Here is a 16,234-nt window from a genome sequence, read left to right as displayed (position 1 = left end):
TCGCCCGAACATGGCCCAGAATCCATTACCTCAGAGGTAATTGGTTTAATGACCCCGACGGTTCAGCATCTGCCCATCGACAACCGATGGAGAACAGACATGCTCGATCTTTCCAACCGCCCACTCCTCAACAAAGCATTCCTCGCCGACGGGATTTTCTCGCTGATCGCCGGATCGGTTCTGATCGTCGCCGCCGCCCCCGTAGCCGCACTTGCCAGCCCCGGGCTTCCGCCCGAAGTGATTATGGCACTCGGCGCAGGGCTCCTCGCCTGGGGTGCCTTCCATCTGGCTGCGGCCAGAAAAGGAGGACCGAACACGATCGCAACCCGGATCAGCATTGCCGGCGACGTCCTCTGGCAGATCGCCAGCCTCGCCATTCTTGCATCGGCCCATTCGGCGCTGACCATCGCCGGAATAGCGCTGATCGCCATGGCCATGGTCGGCGTCGCCGACTTCCTGTTTTTCAAGATGCGGGGAGCGTCGCAGGCGCGGCTGTTCCAGGCTGCATGAAAGAATGGCCCGGCGCCATGTGCGCCGGGCTCATCTTGCGTGGGCTCAGACCGGCTCCCAGCCGTCCCTTTCGCTGGCCCGATAGATCGCGTCTATGAATTTCTGGTTGAGGCGTGAACTTTCCAGCGTCACCACTTCTTCCGGCTCCCCTTTCGCAGCGCGCGAGAAAGCTTCGGCCTCAAGCTTGTACTGGCGCGCATCCTGGAACCGGAAAAGCTGCGATTGACCGTGGTTCTGATTGGTCAGTTCCACCTCCTCACGGCCGTAGCGATCAGCATTGAAGGGAGACTTCACTTCGATGTACCCCTTGTCGCCGTGAAAGACCATCACCTGGCGGGCGGCGAGCTGCGTGGATATGTAGAAGCTGAGTTCGAAATCGCCGAAATCAGCACGAACGCTCGAATAAATGTCGGTGCCGAACTCCGGATCGCGCTCGGTGGTGGCCTGCACGCGCAACGGTTCCCTGCCGGTCGTGAAACGGGTCGAGATCGCCGGATAAACACCGATATCCGGCAGGCCGCCGCCGCCAAGCGCCGGGACGTTGCGCATGTTGCCCGGATCCCTGTTATAATAAGTGAAGGCGCCCTGGACATGCCTGAGCCGGCCGATCGCGCCATCGGCGAGGAGCGCGCGCACCTTCCGCCAGACGGGGCTGTAGGTCACCATATAGGCTTCCGAGATCAGCACCTTGTTGCGCTCCCGCGCTGCGATCACGGCATCGATCTCTTCGGCTTTCAGCGCCAGCGGTTTCTCGCAGAGCACATGCTTTCCGGCATCCGCCGCCTTGATCGCCCATTCGACATGCTGTGACGTCGGCAACGGAATATAGACGGCGTCGATCGTATCGGAGGCGAGCATCTCCTCATAGGAGCCGAAAGCATGCGGCACGGAGAAGCGGTCGGCCATGGCCCGTGCCTTGGCGAGATCGCGGCTTGCGATCGCGGTGACGACACAGTTCTCGGCGTCCTGAATGGCGGGTACGACGAGTTCACGGCCGATCTTGGCTGTCGACAAAATTCCGAAACGCAGCATTTGGCAGTCTCCTTTTCCTACGCGACACGAGGACGCGGCATTCCCTTGGGTCCCGAGCTGTGCCGACACTATCCGCGAGGTACGTACCTAGCAAGCCGCAGTTAGCCCAGAAAAACCGCGGACGAAGGTGTCTTTCGACCGGAAGCTGGCCTATGTTTTTGCCGCAACCCTCCCGATCGCAGCTCGTCTTCATCCAACCACATGGAGTGAAACCATGGAAATGCGCAGACTTGGCCGTACAGGTCTTTCGATTGCCCCGCTGGTCTTCGGCGGCAATGTCTTCGGCTGGACCGCGGATGAGAAAACCTCCTTCGCGCTTCTCGACGCCTTCTTCGATGCCGGTTTCAATGCCATCGACACGGCCGACGTCTATTCCTCCTGGGTGCCGGGCAACAGCGGCGGCGAATCGGAGGCGGTCATCGGCAGATGGTTGAAACAATCGGGACGCCCGCGCGATAGCGCCGTCATCGTCACCAAGGTCGGCTCGGAACTCGGACCGGAACGCAAGGGTCTCTCGCGGCGCTGGATCATGCAGGCGGTCGAGGATTCACTGAGGCGCCTGAAGACCGACTATATCGATCTCTACCTGTCACATTGGCCGGACCCCGACACGCCATACGAGGAGACGCTCGCCGCCTACGACACGCTTCGCTCGCAGGGCAAGGTGCGGGCGATAGGCGCCTCCAATCTCGATGCAGAGCAGATGCGCGACGCACTCCAGGTCGCGGCAGCGAAGGACCTGCCCCGCTACGACGTGCTGCAGCCCGAGTACAATCTCTATGATCGCGCTTCCTACGACGGCGCTCTGCGCAACCTCTGCATCGAAGAGGAGATCGGCGTCATCACCTATTTCAGTCTTGCGAGAGGCTTTCTTTCCGGCAAGTACCGCTCGCACAAGGATCTGGAGGGCTCCGCTCGCGGCGGCGGCGTCGAAAAATATCTCGATGGGCGCGGCATGCGTATCCTTGGAGTGCTGGATGAAATCGCCGGGGAAACCGGCGCGAAGCAGGCTGAAATTGCGCTCGCCTGGATCATCGCCCGCGAAGGCGTCACAGCACCGATTGCCAGCGCCACCAACCTCGACCAACTGGGAAGCCTTGTAAGGTCTGCGGAGATCAAGCTTTCCGGCGAAGCGATAAGACGGCTGAACGAGGTGAGCGAATAGAAGGCGTGGAGGACGTCACCACCAGTCCACCTTCACAAGCGCCGGGAACCCCGGGTAAAGCTGCGCATGACTGCCTTCGTGGTTGGCCATGCCGGGCTTCGTCAGCAGCCCGCGCGGCTCGGCGTAGCTCCTGATCGTCCGACGCGGCCTTTCGTGCCACTGGATATTGAGGGCCCAAAGCTTCGGAAAAAAGCAGAGGGAGGCGTATGGAAGGTGATCGTGGATCCACCAGGCCAGGCTTTGCCAGCCGCCTCCCTCCTGCGCCCGGTCCCAGACCCAGGGAATGGCGATGCAGGCGGTCGCTCCCATGCAGCCGTCAGCATCGCGCATGTCCCAGATATGATCGGCGGCCGTTGCCGCATTGGTGGAGCAATTGAGTTTGTTCGCATTGCCGAAGGCGTTCACGGCGCGATTGCGATAGGCCGAGCGGATATGCAGCCTGCCGAAGGTCGCCTCCAGCGGCTCCAGAAGCTCTTCACAGAGCCTCCGGCCGGCCTCGATCGCCAGTTCCGGATCGTCGGGGATGTTCGGGATCCGGTAGAACTCCGCAATCTCCGAGTGAAGAAAATCGCGGAGGAAGAAGTTTTTCGAAAGGCGCACGCGCCCGAGATCTTCGAGGGATTTCATGGATCCGGGTTTTTTCATGCGCTCATCGCCTTCGACGCCTCTGGGTTGCTCTCACACCCTCGTCACCGAGGCTCCGCCATCGGCCAGAAGCGCGGAGCCGGTCACAAAGCTAGCACCGTCGGAGGCGAGGTAAAGGGCGGCTTCGGCGATTTCCTCCGGCCGCGCGATGCGCTTCAATGCGTGCAGCCCTTCCACGAAACCGCGCGTCTCCGGCGCCGCTCCTGGCAGATTCGCGAAATTAGCGGGGGTGTCTGTGCCGCCGGGAAGCAGCGCGTTTACGCGAATGCCGCGCGCGCCGAGTTCGACCGCCAGCGACTGTACCAGACCGATCAGCCCGGCTTTGCTTGCCGCATAGGCGGCAACCCCCGCAAAGCCTGCTGTGTGGCCGACAAAACTGGAGGTGAAGGTGATCGAGCCGCCGCCGCCGGCGGCAATTGCCGGGACCTGGTATTTTGCTGCCAGAAAGGCGCTCGTGAGATTGGTGTCGAGCGTCTCGCGCCAACCCTCGGCCGAGATCGAAGATATCTCTCCCATCGCACCGAGGACGCCGGCATTGTTGAAGGCGGCATCGAGACCGCCGAAGCGCCGCACCGCCAGCTTGGTCAGCGCCTCATGCAGGGATTCGTCCCGCACGTCGCCGGCAAGAATCGCCGCTTCGCCGCCGATCGCCGCGATCTCCTCGGCGAGCGCCGCAAGCGCATTCTCATTTCGCGCCGTTACGACGACCTTTGCCCCCTCGCGTGCAAAGAGCAGCGCGGCGGCGCGGCCGATACCGGAGCTTGCCCCGGTAATGATTGCGGTCTTTCCTTCAAGTCTCGGCATCGTTCTTCTCCGTCTCATTTTGTTGACGACGGGAGCATTGCCCGATGAGCCTGACCGCAACCACCCGATTTCCGTTCGGATGAGATCACCCGACCCGCTGCAACCGAGCGGTGAAAGTAGCCCGTCAGACGCGCTTTTTGCACTCGCGAGGAACAAATCTTCGCCGTTTGCTGTTGTTTGCGGGTCGAAGGCAACACGATTTAGACGAGGAAGGAAACGATAATGGCAAAAGAAAAGACACTGGAAGACCTGTTCCACGACACGCTCAAGGACATGTACTATGCCGAGCGGAAGATCCTTAAAGCTCTGCCGAAAATGGCGCGGGCGGCGCAGGCCCCGGAGCTGAAGGCGGCGTTCGAGAAGCATAAGGAACAGACCGAGACACATGTCGAACGGCTGCAGCAGGTCTTCGAACTGATCGGCAAGCGCGCCCAGGGTAAGACCTGCGACGCGATCGAGGGCATCGTCGCCGAGGGCGAAGAAATCATGGAGGAATTCAAAGGCACGCCCGCGCTGGATGCCGGACTCATCTCCTCCGCCCAGGCGGTAGAGCATTATGAGATCTCACGTTACGGCACCCTGAAGACCTGGGCAAAGACCATCGGCCTCAAGGACGCAGTGTCGCTCCTCGACGCAACGCTGAAGGAGGAAGTCGTCACGGACGAGGACCTGACGAAAATCGCGACGGCGCAGGCGAACAAAAAGGCCGCGTGATATTCGCGGGCAGCCGGCGAAAGCGCCGGCTGCCGCTTTCCTGACTAGCCGCTTTGCCGGAAGAAATCGATGAACGCCCGAAGCGCCGGGCGCATCAGACGGCGCGTTGGATAGTAAAGGAAAGGACCGGCATAGGGCGCGCACCAGTCCTCGAGCACCCGGATAAGCCTGCCTTCCACCAGAAGAGCGCTGACGCGCGGTTCGAACAGATAGGCGAGCCCCGCACCGCCGAGCGCAGCCGTTATGATCGGCCGGTCTTCGCCCAGAATCAGCGGACCGCTCACCGAAACGGTCAGTTCCTCCCCGCCCTTCTCGAATTCCCAGCGATAAATGGTGCCGTTGGAGAAGCGCCGGCGGATGCAGCGATGGGCCGCCAGATCGCGCGGGTGGCGGGGCGTCGGGAAGCGCTCGAAATAGGAGGGCGCCGCGACGACCGCACTTTTCAGCTCCGGGCCGACCTTCACCGCGATCATGTCCGCCTCCAGGCTTTCTCCGAGCCTGATTCCGGCGTCATAGCCCTCTTCGACAATATTGGTGAAGCCGTCCTCATTGGCGATTTCGAGGACGATGTCCGGATAGGTGCCGAGAAAATCACCGAGGCGCGGCGCGAGAATGAGGTCGGCGGCAAAGCGCGGCGCAGTGATGCGCAGGTTTCCGGCCGGCCGATCACGGGCCTCGGCCGCTCGCAAAAGCGCGTGGGCAATCTCGTCGAGCGCCGGTTGTAGCCGCTCCAGAAGGCGTCCTCCCTCCTCCGTCGCTGCAACGCTGCGCGTCGTGCGGGCAAGCAGGCGTACGCCGAGGCTTGCTTCGAGACTGCTTACGGCATGACTGACGGCCGACGGCGCGATGCCGAGTTCTTTTGCCGCTCCGCGGAAACTGCCATGCGCGGCGACGGCGGAAAGGACGGCCAGTTGGGAAAGCTGAGTGCGGTTCATTGATCGAAATCATAGAACAACCCGTGAGAATTGACAGAGATTTTCAACCGGCTGTGATGCCCCTATCTTCCATTTGTCGCAGCGCCCTCATCGGGCGACGTTTTCATTACGCCCAATATCTTCGTGGAACGCCGTGCGTGATCCGCAGGCCGCGCGTTCAGCCCGAAAGGAAATCCGATGAAATACCGCAAGCTTGGCAACGAACTCACCGTTTCGACCGTCGGCCTCGGTTGCATGGGAATGAGCTTCGCCTATGGCGAAGCAGACGAAAACCAATCGATCCGCACGCTTCATCGCGCCGTTGAACTCGGCGTCAACTTCTTCGACACGGCGGAGGTCTACGGCCCCTACGAGAACGAGAAGCTGATCGGCAAAGCGCTGAAAGACCGGCGCGATCAGGTCGTAATCGCCACCAAATTCGGCTTTCGAATCGAACCGGGCAAGCCCGCCACTCGAGCGATCAGGGGCGTCGACGGCCGGCCGGAAAATGCGAAAGCCGTTGCAGAGGCATCCCTTGGGAGACTCGGCATCGATATCATCGATCTCTATTACCAACACCGCGTCGACCCGGCCGTACCGATCGAGGAAACGGTCGGCGCAATGGCCGAGCTGGTGAAAGAAGGCAAGGTGCGCGCCCTCGGACTTTCCGAGGCGAGCGCCGCCACCATCCGCCGCGCCCATTCCGTGCACCCGATCGCGGCCGTACAGAGCGAGTACTCACTCTGGTCGCGTGATCCGGAACAGGAGGTTCTCGCCACCTGCCGCGAGCTCGGCATCGGCTTCGTTCCTTACAGCCCGCTGGGGCGCGGCATGCTGACGGGTGCGATCCGCAGGCTCGAGGATCTCGCTGCCGACGATTTCCGGCGATCTCTGCCGCGCTTTCAGCAGGAGAATTTCGAGGCCAATGCGGCGCTAATCGGCACGCTCGAAAGGCTCGCCTCGGCAAGAGAGGTGACCGCTGCCCAGCTTGCACTCGCCTGGGTCGTCAATCAGGGCGAGGACATCGTGCCGATTCCCGGGGCGCGCAGGATCGAGCATCTGGAGCAGAACGTGGCCGCCGCCGGGATCGTCCTCACAGAAGGCGAACGCGCAGAAATCGGCGAAGCGCTTTCTCCGGAACGCGTCGCCGGCCGACGCTACACGGACGCATCGCTTGCCCTGACGAACAGGTAAGCGGCGGCAAGCGGAGCTCAGGGAGCTGGAGGGCATCGCAATTCCGTTGCGATGCCCTAAGTTTATCGCGATGTCCGTCTCGGCCGTAATCGGAGCGGCACTCGGGGCGAGACTTTGCGAATACCAGCCGCTCCGGGAAGGAGGAACTCATATGTCCGAGGAGCAGGCCATCAGCGCGGTCGTCCATCTCTATGTCGACGGCATGGCCTTCGCGAACGAGGGAGCGTTGCGAAAGGCCTTCCATCCGAACGCATCGGTCGTCGGCACTTCCGGCGGGGCCGTCGAGTGGATGACACGCGACGCTTTCATTGCCGCGGTCACAAAAGAAGGCGCGGCGCCTCCGGATGCGCAACCGCTCATGGAAGTGGAGATGGTCGACATGACAGGCGATATCGCCAGCGTGAAGGTGATCGATGAATTTGCCGGCGCGCGCTATTCCGACTATCTGTCCTTGCTGAAGGTCGACGGCCGGTGGCTGATCGTCAACAAGGTCTGGCACCGTCACGGTTAGTTCCTGCATATTTCCTTTGATCGTATCCGATTGAAGGACAAAAACATGCAGCAGATCAAAGTGCTACAGCGACCTTTGTGCGTCTGATAAGACGCAAGGCGCTGTGGGTCGCGTCCGAGCGGCGAAGCGGCCCCGCATCCGGCTGCCGCCACCTTCTCCCCGCCTGCTGGGCTGTGCCCCGCCGCCTCTGCCCCCCGAAGAGAAGGGCAAAGGGCTGAGAGGCATCGCATCGCGAGGCGGCCAGGGCCTTGCTAATCAAGCGCGCAGTACGCCGCCGGTGCTCTTCGCGACATTGGCCACGATGCGCGCGGTCAACGCCTCGAAGTCCTCATCCGTCAGCGTGCGCTCGACCGGCTGAATCGTCACCTCGATCGCCACCGATTTCTTGCCCTCGCCGAGGGATGCGCCTTCGAAGACGTCGAAGACGTTGACGGAGGTCACCAGCTTCCGGTCGGCGCCGGTGGCGGCGCGGACGATCGCGGCGGCTTCGACGTCCCGGTCAACCACGAAAGCGAAGTCGCGCTTGACTGCCTGGAAGGCTGAGAGCTCCAGCGCTTGCTTGGTGCGGGTCGCCTTCCTTTTCGGCTCGGGCATGGCATCGATATAGACTTCGAAGCCTGAAAGCGGGCCGGAGACATCAAGGACGTCGAGGGTCTTCGGATGGAATTCTCCGAAAGCGCCGAGGACGATTTTCGGTCCGAGCTTGATCGTCGCCGAGCGGCCGGGATGGTACCAGGCCGGGCCACCGGCTTCGAACTGGACATTAGCCATCGGCACGCCGCAGGCTTCGAGCACGGCGATCGCATCGGCCTTCGCATCGAAGACATCGACCGGCTTGCCGCCGCCCTTCATCGAATTGGACCAGAGCCGGCCGGCGCCGTTGAGCGAGGCTGTGCCGCGACGCACGCCGCCGGCGACGCGGCGCTGCGCCCCGGGCGTGTCGCCCTCATAGGTACCGGATACCTCGAAGATCGCAACATCCCCATGGCCTTTGTCGGCGTTGCGCTGCGCCGCGGCCAGAAGACCCGGCAGCAACGACGGCCGCATGTCCGACATGTCGGCGGCGATCGGATTGGCAAGCTTGAGTTCCGGCTGGCCGCCCCCGAAGAGCTTCGCATGCTCTTGGGGGATGAAGGACCATGTAACCGCCTCGAGCATGCCGCGGCTCGCGAGAGCACGCCTCGCCTGGCGTGTGCGGATCTGCAGCACCGTCAGGATCCTGCCGTTGACCGCATTATGGCTCGCAAGCGGGGCGGCAACGATATTGTCGACTCCATGGATGCGCATCACTTCCTCGACGAGGTCCGCCTTGCCATCGATGTCCGGCCGCCAGGAAGGCACCTTCACCGTCAGGCGTTCGCCGGAGCCCTCGACGCCGAAGCCGAGCTTCCGGAGAATGGAGACGCTCTCCTCGGAGGAAACCTCAAGGCCGGTGAGGCGCTTCACCTCGCTGACGGGGAAATCTGCACGCTTGGGCGTGTGGCCGTCATAACCGACGACGTCCATCCTCGCCGCGGTCCCGCCGCAGAGTTCCAGTACCAGTTCGGTGGCGCGTTCGAGGCCCGGCACCATGTATTCCGGATCGACCCCGCGTTCGAAGCGGTAGCGCGCATCGGTGATAATGCTGAGCGTGCGGCCGGTCCTGGCGATGTTCATCGGATCCCAAAGCGCCGATTCGATCAGCACGTCAGTCGTCGTCTCGTCGCAGCCGGAATGCTCACCGCCCATGATGCCGCCGATCGATTCAACGCCTTCCTCATCGGCAATCACCACATTGGCGGGCGACAGCATGTATTCGCGCGTATCGAGCGCCAACACCTTTTCACCTTCCCTGGCACGGCGAACCGTCAGGTTGCCGGCAACCTTTGCCGCGTCGAAGACGTGAAGCGGCCGGCCCTGATCGAAGGTCAGGTAATTGGTGATGTCGACCAGCGCATTGATCGGCCTCAAGCCGATGGCCATCAGCCGCCGGCGCATCCATGCGGGACTCGGACCGTTCTTGACGCCGCGCACAAGGCGGAGCGCGAAGCCGGGGCACAGATGCCCGTCTTCGCCGAGATCGAGGCGGACCTTGACCGGCGTCTCGCCTTCCACGGCGAAGGACGGCATCGGCCGCGTCTTCAAGGTGCCGAGACCGGATGCCGCGAGATCGCGGGCGATGCCGTGGACGCTGGTGCAATCCGGCCGGTTCGGTGTCAGGTTGATCTCGATGACGGGATCGTCGAGGCCGGCAAAATCCGCATAGCTGGCGCCTACAGGCGCATCCTCGGGCAGATCGATGATGCCGTTATGGTCGTCGGAGATCTCCAGCTCCTTTTCCGAGCACATCATGCCGCGGCTTTCGACGCCGCGAATGTTGCCGACGGAGAGTGTCACACCGATGCCGGGCACATAGGTACCGGGCGCGGCAAAGGCGCCGACGAGGCCTTTGCGCGCGTTCGGTGCGCCGCAGACCACCTGCACCGGCTCGCCGGAACCGGTATCGACCATCAGCACTCTGAGCTTGTCGGCATTCGGGTGCTGCTCGGCGGAGATCACTTTTGCAATGACGAACGGCTTGAAGGCCGCCTTGTCGTCGACATCTTCGACTTCCAGCCCGATCATCGTCAGGCGGGCGCAGATTTCCTCGAGCGAGGCTTCGGTTTCCAGATGGTCCTTCAACCAGGAGAGCGTGAACTTCATGTTGTCACCTGTGTCCTTGATTTTCCGCGCCGGTTACGCCGAGAGGCCGCCGAAGAGCGTCGGCATGTCGAGCGGGCGGAAGCCGTAATGGGTCATCCAGCGGACATCGGCATTGAAGAAGTCGCGCAGGTCCGGCATGCCGTATTTCAGCATGGCGATACGATCGAGGCCCATGCCCCAGGCGAAGCCTTGAAATTCGTCCGGGTCGAGGCCGCCAGCCCGAAGCACGTTCGGATGCACCATGCCGCAACCGAGAATCTCCATCCAGTCCTTGCCTTCGCCGAACTTTACGATCGGGCCGGAACGGTCGCACTGGATATCCACCTCGAAGGAGGGTTCCGTGAAGGGGAAGAAGGACGGACGGAAGCGCATCGTCACCTGATCCACTTCGAAGAAGGCCTTGCAGAATTCCTCGAGTACCCACCGCATGTTGGCGACATTCGCCGTCCTGTCGATGACGAGGCCTTCCACCTGATGGAACATCGGCGAGTGGGTCGCGTCCGAATCCTGACGATAGGTCTTGCCGGGAATGATGATGCGGATCGGCGGCTGCTCGGCTTCCATCGTGCGTATCTGCACCGGAGAGGTGTGCGTGCGCAGCACCTTCCGCTCACCCTTCTCGTCCGGCGCGAAGAAGAAGGTGTCGTGCATCTCGCGGGCCGGGTGGCCTTCCGGGAAATTCAGCGCCGTGAAATTGTAGTAGTCCGTCTCGATATCCGGCCCCTCGGCGAGCGAGAAACCCATATCGCCAAAAATCGCGGTGATTTCATCGACGATCTGGCTGATCGGATGGATGCGGCCGCGCTCCGCCGGCGAGGACCGGACGGGAAGACTGATGTCCACCGTCTCGCGCGCCAGGCGCTCAGCGATCGCCGCGTCCTTGAGCTCCGCCTTCCGGGCGGAGATCGCCTCGCTCACCGTGTTCTTCAGCGCGTTGATGCGGGCGCCGCGGGTCTGGCGCTCCTCCGCACTCATCGAACCGAGCGTCTTCAGGAGTTCCGAGATTGATCCCTTTTTGCCGAGTGCGCCAACGCGTACCGCCTCGATCGCTCCCTCGTCGGCGGCGGCTTCGATCTCCGCCAGCAAGGTACGTTCCAATGTTTCCAGTTCGCTCATCTCATCTGCCTCAATGCGGGCTGTCCTGCCTCGATGCGGTCCGTGTATCGGCACGACACGTCAGCGAGAGGATCGCGCCGCGCGCCGAACAAGAAAAAACCCGCGCCAGTCCTGCCAGCGCGGGTTTCCCAACAATTTCAGAAACGGTCTTGGGAAAACGCTGGCTTAACGGACAGCGCTTTCAAACTCGTTTGCCGTGCCGGCATCCTTGAGATAGGCAAGCGCCTTCTTGGAAGCTTCGACCAGAGCGCCGAATGCTGCCGGCTCATGGATCGCCATGTCGGACAGTACCTTGCGATCGACTTCGATGCCGGCCTTGTTCAGACCGTCGATGAAGCGGCCGTAGGTGAGGCCGAATTCGCGGACGGCAGCGTTGATGCGCTGGATCCAGAGCGCACGGAAATTGCGCTTGTTGACCTTGCGGTCGCGGTAGGCGAACTGCTTCGAACGGTCAACCGCTGCCTTGGCGGCGCGGATGGTGTTCTTGCGGCGGCCGTAGAAACCCTTGGCTGCCTTGAGCGTCTTCTTGTGCTTGGCGTGGGAGGTTACGCCGCGTTTTACACGTGCCATGTCATGATCTCCTTAAAATCCAAATCGCCAGACGTCTTAAAGACCGTTAGGCAGGTAGTTCTTGACGACCTTCTTGCCATCAGGCTCAGCGAGAACCATGGTTCCGCGCGCGTCGCGAATGAACTTGTTGGACCGCTTGATCATGCCGTGGCGCTTGCCAGCAGCAGCAGCTCGAACCTTGCCGGTAGCGGTGATTTTGAACCGCTTCTTGGCAGACGATTTCGTCTTCATCTTGGGCATTTTGCTACTCCATTGTTCTTGATATGCGAAACAGGCAGACGAAGCCCATTTCCAGCGTTAAGAGCGGCCACGGCATGCCCTGCCGGACCGTTCGGACGGGGGCTTATAACCGCACCTCCAAGAAAAGGCAAGCCGGCATCGAAGACCGGATCTCCATGCGTCTGGCCGGAAATGGGTGGCGGTCCGAGCAAGGCACATAAATGGGGAGAAGACCTCCCAAAAAAGAAAGCCGCCCCACGGACTCCTCCCCCGGGGCGGCTTTCCCTAAGCGCATCCTGTCCGATCAGGTTCCGCGATCACTTCGGCGCAAGCACCATCATCATCTGGCGGCCTTCGAGCTTGGGTTCGGCTTCCACCTTGGCGATTTCCTGGGTGTCGTCCTTAACCTGCATCAGAAGTTTCATGCCGAGTTCCTGGTGGGCCATTTCGCGGCCGCGGAACTTCAGCGTCACCTTGACCTTGTCGCCTTCCTCGAAGAAGCGGTTCATGGCCTTCATCTTCACCTCATAATCATGGGTGTCGATGTTGGGGCGCATCTTGATTTCCTTGATCTCGACGATCTTCTGCTTCTTGCGCGCCTCGGCGGCTTTCTTCTGGTTCGCGTATTTCAGCTTGCCGAGGTCGAGAATCTTGCACACCGGCGGATCGGAGTTCGGTGCAATCTCCACCAGATCGAGACCGGCCTCGTCCGCCATGCGGAGCGCCTCATCGATCGGAACGATGCCCGAGTTCTGGCCTTCGGCATCGATAAGCTGAACCCGGGGGACCCGGATTTCCTTGTTTGCGCGCGGTCCTTCCTTGACTGGAGCGTCCGCTTTGAAGGGTCTGCGAATGGTCGTACTCTCCTCGAGCTATTGATAGTAAATATTCGGTCAAACAGTCAGCGCGATCTCAAACAGAAGCGCTTGAAACAGTCACTGACGGCAATGTGTGAATTGCGGCTCCAGAGTCAATAGCATGGCCCGCAATGAAAATCATCCTCTGTCGATGGCGTAAAGAATCTGTTTTAGAAGGAAATCCACCGGAACAGGCCTCAAAGGAGCTAAGCGATGTCGACCACGCCGGCTGAAACCCAGATCACGCGGATAGAAGTGGGAAGGGGCGACCGGGCGAGAAACATCGCCATGCGTATCTTCCGCACCGAGAATCCACCGGCGCAGCCTTCCGGCCTTCCGGCGCTCGTCTGGCTCGGCGGCTACCGATCCGACATGACCGGAACGAAGGCGGTCGAGGTCGAGCGCCACGCACGCGACCTCGGTACTGACTGCATTCGTTTCGACTATTCCGGTCACGGCTCGTCCACCGGCGATTACAGGGACGGCACGATCTCGCAATGGCTCGAGGAGAGCCTTGCCGTTATCGACCACGCGGCCTTGACGCGCATGATCCTGATCGGTTCGTCCATGGGAGCCTGGGTCGCGCTACGCCTGCTACAGGAGCTCAGAGCCCGCGGTCAGGCGGACCGCGTCAGCGGTCTTGTGCTGATAGCGCCCGCCCCTGACTTCACGGCCGAGCTCATCGAGCCCAACCTCACCGATGCTGAAAAGTCTTCGCTCTCCGAACGGGGGTATTTCGAGGAGCCCTCGGAATACAGCCCCGAACCCAACATCTTTACCCGCGCGCTGATCGAGGACGGCCGCAACAACCTGGTCATGAAAGGGCCGATCGAAACGGGCTGCCCGGTTCATATCCTCCAGGGCATGCGCGATCCGGACGTCCCCTATACGCACGCCCTCAAGCTGATGGAGCACATGCCGGCCGACGACGTCGTCATGACACTGATCCGGGACGGCGACCATCGGTTGTCCCGCGAAGAGGATATTGCCAAATTGAAACAGGCAATCGACGCGATGCTGACCAAGGCCTGAGTGCCCGGGCTAGCCCATCCGGCCTAAACGGATTTCCGGATATCGCTCCGCAAGGTATAGGCCAAGCCTTTGCGTTGCCGGGCTTCTGCGCCCTTCAGCCGCGGCCCTTAACCATAAGATGGACTAGTCCGAATCAGGCGATTGACTCCGACGATCCGAGTATATTAACTCTTTATTAACGATTAGAGCAGCGCAGGGGAAATTCCTAGAAAAGCTGTCGACAACTTTGGATTGCGCGAGTTGGTCCGGAAGGAACGGATGCGGCCGCGTTGCAGGGGATTTGTATGTCGTCTTTGACCGGGGTTAAGGCAAGTTTCGCGGCCTTGTGCGCGCTTTTCATTTCAACGAACACGGCAATTCCCGCACAGGCGGGAGCCACTCCCTGGATGCAGACCGGGGCGGTGACGTCGCAGCCGATCGGCCATTACGAGTTCTGTCAAAAGTACAGGGGCGAATGCAGCGTCCGTTCGAAGTCGACGGTGGCGCCGCGCGTCACTGCGCGCGGCTGGGCCGCCATTCGCCAGGTCAATGCCTCGGTCAACCGGCAGATCGCGCCTGTAACCGATATCGAGCTTAACGGCCGGGACGAGGTTTGGTCCTATCCGAAGGCGCAGGGCGATTGCGAGGACTTCGCGCTGGAGAAGCGCAGACGCCTCATGCAGAAGGGCTTTTCCGCCGGCAACCTGCTGATGACCGTGGTGCGCAAGCCTGACGGCGAGGGTCATGCGGTACTCACCGTCCGCACGGCTCAAGGCGACTTCGTTCTCGACAATCTCGACAACAGCGTGAGATTGTGGACACACACGCCCTACCGCTTCCTCAAGCGCCAGGCCACGAACCATAGCGGTCGCTGGGTCACCATCGACAATGGCGGCGAAGTGCTCGTCGGCTCCGTCGGAAACTGACCCGCCGAACGATTTCCTCCTCAAAGGCCGCGAGATGCGGCCTTTTTTGTTGCGTGTCAGCGACCGCAAGCGGCAGCCCCGATCTTCCAATTTCCGTGCTCGTCACAGGAACCCAGCCGGACAAAGACCTTAGGACGAAAAACTCCCCCGTCGTCATACTCGGGCTTGACCCGAGGATCCACGCGCAAGCCTCACCAAAGCTCGAAATACGAACCCCACCTCATGCTGGTCAAGCCCGAGGATGACAACGGAGGGTTAACGGACGAATGCGGCGGACGACGCCACTGATACTTTCCCGGGCTTCTGCAGTCGGCACGATGGCCTACATACAAACGGACGTTGTCTCCTGCGCTCTCTAAGCATTCCCTATGACGATGCCGGCGGCAAGAACAAGGCCGCCACCAAGCACCACCTGGAATGCGGCCCTCAGGAACGGCGTCTCCATATAGCGGTTCTGGATAAAGGCGATCGCCCATAGCTCGACGAAGACGATTGCGGCTGCCGTTGCCGTGGCTGTCCAGAAATGCGGAATGAGATAGGGCAGAGCATGGCCGAGGCCGCCGAGTGCAGTCATGATGCCGGAGGCAAGGCCGCGCTTGACCGGCGAACCGCGGCCGGAAAGCTTGCCGTCATCATGGGCCGCTTCGGTGAAACCCATCGAGATACCCGCGCCGACGGAAGCCGAGAGACCGACGAGAAAGGTCTGCCATGTATCCTGCGTGGCGAAGGCTGCGGCGAAGATGGGCGCGAGCGTCGAAACCGAGCCGTCCATCAGCCCCGCGAGCCCCGGTTGCACATAGGTGAGGATGAACTGGCGGCGGGACGTCTCGTCTTCCTTATGCCGCACGTCCTCGGGCGTATGTTCCTGGCCGAGCCGACGGGCGAGAGATTCATGCGACTTCTCAGCGATCGCCAGATCGCCCAGGAGCTTGCGTGTCGCAGCATCGCGCGTGCGCGCCGCCGCCTCTAGGTAAAACCGGTGCGCCGCCTCCTCCATCGCCTCCGCTTCGGCGCGCGCCTTTTCGATCGGCATCTCGGCAATCAGCCAGTCCGGCTTTCGCTCCGGGAAGTCGCGCACATGTTCGCGCCGGATAAGCGCGATCCGATTGCCGAAACGGGAGACGTGCAGGTCGATCAGAGCCTGGCGGTGATGGCTCTCCTCCTCGGCCATATCCTCGAAAACCCGGGCGGAATGCGGATATTTCCCACGCAATGCATCGGCATAGGCAAGATAGATGCGGCCATCATCCTCTTCCGAGGATATGGCGAGCGCTAGTATTTCCTGCTCGCTCAAGGACAGGAACGGACGTTTGGAACGGGAGAAAAGCCGGGAGAGCATCAAGAAACCTTCTTTAGAACAATTC

General features: G+C 61.6%; 17 protein-coding genes. 7 read left to right on the top strand and 10 right to left on the bottom strand.

What is annotated here, in order from left to right:
- Positions 1-99: 99 nt before the first annotated feature.
- Entirely contained in the window at positions 100-510 is a 411-nt protein-coding gene (locus FB009_RS10605) for a hypothetical protein (RefSeq protein ID WP_028054335.1), read from the top strand.
- A gap of 45 nt (positions 511-555) precedes the next feature.
- On the opposite strand, the gene FB009_RS10600 is transcribed toward FB009_RS10605, so the two are convergent.
- Positions 556-1,542, bottom strand: a complete 987-nt coding sequence (locus FB009_RS10600) for a Gfo/Idh/MocA family protein (RefSeq protein WP_012067692.1) — start codon at positions 1,540-1,542, stop codon at positions 556-558.
- A gap of 214 nt (positions 1,543-1,756) precedes the next feature.
- On the opposite strand from FB009_RS10600, the gene FB009_RS10595 reads away from it, so the two are divergent.
- Positions 1,757-2,707: an aldo/keto reductase gene (locus FB009_RS10595; protein WP_012067691.1), complete on the top strand. Its 951-nt coding sequence runs from the start codon at positions 1,757-1,759 to the stop codon at positions 2,705-2,707.
- Between the two features lie 15 nt (positions 2,708-2,722).
- Here FB009_RS10595 and FB009_RS10590 read toward each other — a convergent pair whose 3' ends face one another.
- Both FB009_RS10590 and FB009_RS10585 read right to left on the bottom strand, forming a co-directional pair.
- Positions 2,723-3,352, bottom strand: a complete 630-nt coding sequence (locus FB009_RS10590; RefSeq protein ID WP_012067690.1) for a hypothetical protein — start codon at positions 3,350-3,352, stop codon at positions 2,723-2,725.
- A 33-nt stretch (positions 3,353-3,385) separates the two neighbouring features.
- A complete protein-coding gene (locus FB009_RS10585; protein ID WP_012067689.1) occupies positions 3,386-4,156 on the bottom strand; it encodes an SDR family oxidoreductase in 771 nt (256 codons plus the stop codon).
- A 222-nt stretch (positions 4,157-4,378) separates the two neighbouring features.
- Here FB009_RS10585 and FB009_RS10580 point away from each other — a divergent pair, with 222 nt between their 5' ends.
- Positions 4,379-4,870 carry a YciE/YciF ferroxidase family protein gene (locus FB009_RS10580; protein WP_012067688.1) on the top strand — a complete coding sequence of 164 codons (492 nt, stop codon included), beginning with the start codon at positions 4,379-4,381 and terminating at the stop codon, positions 4,868-4,870.
- A 44-nt stretch (positions 4,871-4,914) separates the two neighbouring features.
- Here the strand turns inward: FB009_RS10580 and FB009_RS10575 are convergent, their stop codons facing one another.
- Entirely contained in the window at positions 4,915-5,805 is an 891-nt protein-coding gene (locus FB009_RS10575; protein WP_012067687.1) for a LysR family transcriptional regulator, read from the bottom strand.
- Between the two features lie 177 nt (positions 5,806-5,982).
- Here FB009_RS10575 and FB009_RS10570 point away from each other — a divergent pair, with 177 nt between their 5' ends.
- Complete coding sequence (locus FB009_RS10570) at positions 5,983-6,978, top strand: aldo/keto reductase (RefSeq protein ID WP_012067686.1); 996 nt, start codon at positions 5,983-5,985, stop codon at positions 6,976-6,978.
- A 151-nt stretch (positions 6,979-7,129) separates the two neighbouring features.
- Positions 7,130-7,489: a nuclear transport factor 2 family protein gene (locus FB009_RS10565; RefSeq protein WP_012067685.1), complete on the top strand. Its 360-nt coding sequence runs from the start codon at positions 7,130-7,132 to the stop codon at positions 7,487-7,489.
- A 255-nt stretch (positions 7,490-7,744) separates the two neighbouring features.
- Here the strand turns inward: FB009_RS10565 and pheT are convergent, their stop codons facing one another.
- From pheT to infC, 5 genes are all read right to left on the bottom strand, one after another.
- Positions 7,745-10,171 carry a phenylalanine--tRNA ligase subunit beta gene (gene pheT / locus FB009_RS10560; RefSeq protein WP_127580434.1) on the bottom strand — a complete coding sequence of 809 codons (2,427 nt, stop codon included), beginning with the start codon at positions 10,169-10,171 and terminating at the stop codon, positions 7,745-7,747.
- Between the two features lie 33 nt (positions 10,172-10,204).
- On the bottom strand, positions 10,205-11,287 hold the full coding sequence (pheS, locus tag FB009_RS10555) for a phenylalanine--tRNA ligase subunit alpha (protein WP_012067683.1): 1,083 nt from the start codon (positions 11,285-11,287) through the stop codon (positions 10,205-10,207).
- Between the two features lie 165 nt (positions 11,288-11,452).
- Positions 11,453-11,857 (bottom strand): 50S ribosomal protein L20, encoded by a 405-nt coding sequence (gene rplT, locus FB009_RS10550; protein WP_012067682.1) that lies wholly within the window; start codon positions 11,855-11,857, stop codon positions 11,453-11,455.
- 36 nt (positions 11,858-11,893) lie between these two features.
- Entirely contained in the window at positions 11,894-12,097 is a 204-nt protein-coding gene (gene rpmI / locus FB009_RS10545; protein ID WP_004435490.1) for a 50S ribosomal protein L35, read from the bottom strand.
- A gap of 296 nt (positions 12,098-12,393) precedes the next feature.
- Positions 12,394-12,930, bottom strand: a complete 537-nt coding sequence (gene infC, locus FB009_RS10540) for a translation initiation factor IF-3 (RefSeq protein ID WP_080665864.1) — start codon at positions 12,928-12,930, stop codon at positions 12,394-12,396.
- A gap of 216 nt (positions 12,931-13,146) precedes the next feature.
- Between infC and FB009_RS10535 the strand changes: the two genes are divergently transcribed.
- Complete coding sequence (locus tag FB009_RS10535; RefSeq protein ID WP_012067680.1) at positions 13,147-13,965, top strand: alpha/beta hydrolase; 819 nt, start codon at positions 13,147-13,149, stop codon at positions 13,963-13,965.
- A 284-nt stretch (positions 13,966-14,249) separates the two neighbouring features.
- The gene (locus FB009_RS10530) at positions 14,250-14,870 is read left to right on the top strand and encodes a transglutaminase-like cysteine peptidase (protein WP_012067679.1); all 621 of its coding nucleotides are present in this window, start codon (positions 14,250-14,252) and stop codon (positions 14,868-14,870) included.
- A 355-nt stretch (positions 14,871-15,225) separates the two neighbouring features.
- On the opposite strand, the gene mbfA is transcribed toward FB009_RS10530, so the two are convergent.
- Positions 15,226-16,209 (bottom strand): iron exporter MbfA, encoded by a 984-nt coding sequence (mbfA, locus tag FB009_RS10525; protein ID WP_012067678.1) that lies wholly within the window; start codon positions 16,207-16,209, stop codon positions 15,226-15,228.
- Between the last annotated feature and the right edge of the window lie 25 nt (positions 16,210-16,234).

This window comes from Sinorhizobium medicae, assembly GCF_007827695.1.
GTDB lineage: Bacteria > Pseudomonadota > Alphaproteobacteria > Rhizobiales > Rhizobiaceae > Sinorhizobium > Sinorhizobium medicae.
This window is presented reverse-complemented; position numbering and strand designations above follow the sequence as displayed.

Coding starts and splice junctions, on each gene's coding strand:
- FB009_RS10605 (WP_028054335.1), top strand. CDS start 100: ATGCTCGATCTTTCCAACCGCCCACTCCTCAACAAAGCATTCCTCGCC.
- FB009_RS10600 (WP_012067692.1), bottom strand. CDS start 1,542: ATGCTGCGTTTCGGAATTTTGTCGACAGCCAAGATCGGCCGTGAACTC.
- FB009_RS10595 (WP_012067691.1), top strand. CDS start 1,757: ATGGAAATGCGCAGACTTGGCCGTACAGGTCTTTCGATTGCCCCGCTG.
- FB009_RS10590 (WP_012067690.1), bottom strand. CDS start 3,352: ATGAAAAAACCCGGATCCATGAAATCCCTCGAAGATCTCGGGCGCGTG.
- FB009_RS10585 (WP_012067689.1), bottom strand. CDS start 4,156: ATGCCGAGACTTGAAGGAAAGACCGCAATCATTACCGGGGCAAGCTCC.
- FB009_RS10580 (WP_012067688.1), top strand. CDS start 4,379: ATGGCAAAAGAAAAGACACTGGAAGACCTGTTCCACGACACGCTCAAG.
- FB009_RS10575 (WP_012067687.1), bottom strand. CDS start 5,805: ATGAACCGCACTCAGCTTTCCCAACTGGCCGTCCTTTCCGCCGTCGCC.
- FB009_RS10570 (WP_012067686.1), top strand. CDS start 5,983: ATGAAATACCGCAAGCTTGGCAACGAACTCACCGTTTCGACCGTCGGC.
- FB009_RS10565 (WP_012067685.1), top strand. CDS start 7,130: ATGTCCGAGGAGCAGGCCATCAGCGCGGTCGTCCATCTCTATGTCGAC.
- pheT (WP_127580434.1), bottom strand. CDS start 10,171: ATGAAGTTCACGCTCTCCTGGTTGAAGGACCATCTGGAAACCGAAGCC.
- pheS (WP_012067683.1), bottom strand. CDS start 11,287: ATGAGCGAACTGGAAACATTGGAACGTACCTTGCTGGCGGAGATCGAA.
- rplT (WP_012067682.1), bottom strand. CDS start 11,857: ATGGCACGTGTAAAACGCGGCGTAACCTCCCACGCCAAGCACAAGAAG.
- rpmI (WP_004435490.1), bottom strand. CDS start 12,097: ATGCCCAAGATGAAGACGAAATCGTCTGCCAAGAAGCGGTTCAAAATC.
- FB009_RS10535 (WP_012067680.1), top strand. CDS start 13,147: ATGTCGACCACGCCGGCTGAAACCCAGATCACGCGGATAGAAGTGGGA.
- FB009_RS10530 (WP_012067679.1), top strand. CDS start 14,250: ATGTCGTCTTTGACCGGGGTTAAGGCAAGTTTCGCGGCCTTGTGCGCG.
- mbfA (WP_012067678.1), bottom strand. CDS start 16,209: ATGCTCTCCCGGCTTTTCTCCCGTTCCAAACGTCCGTTCCTGTCCTTG.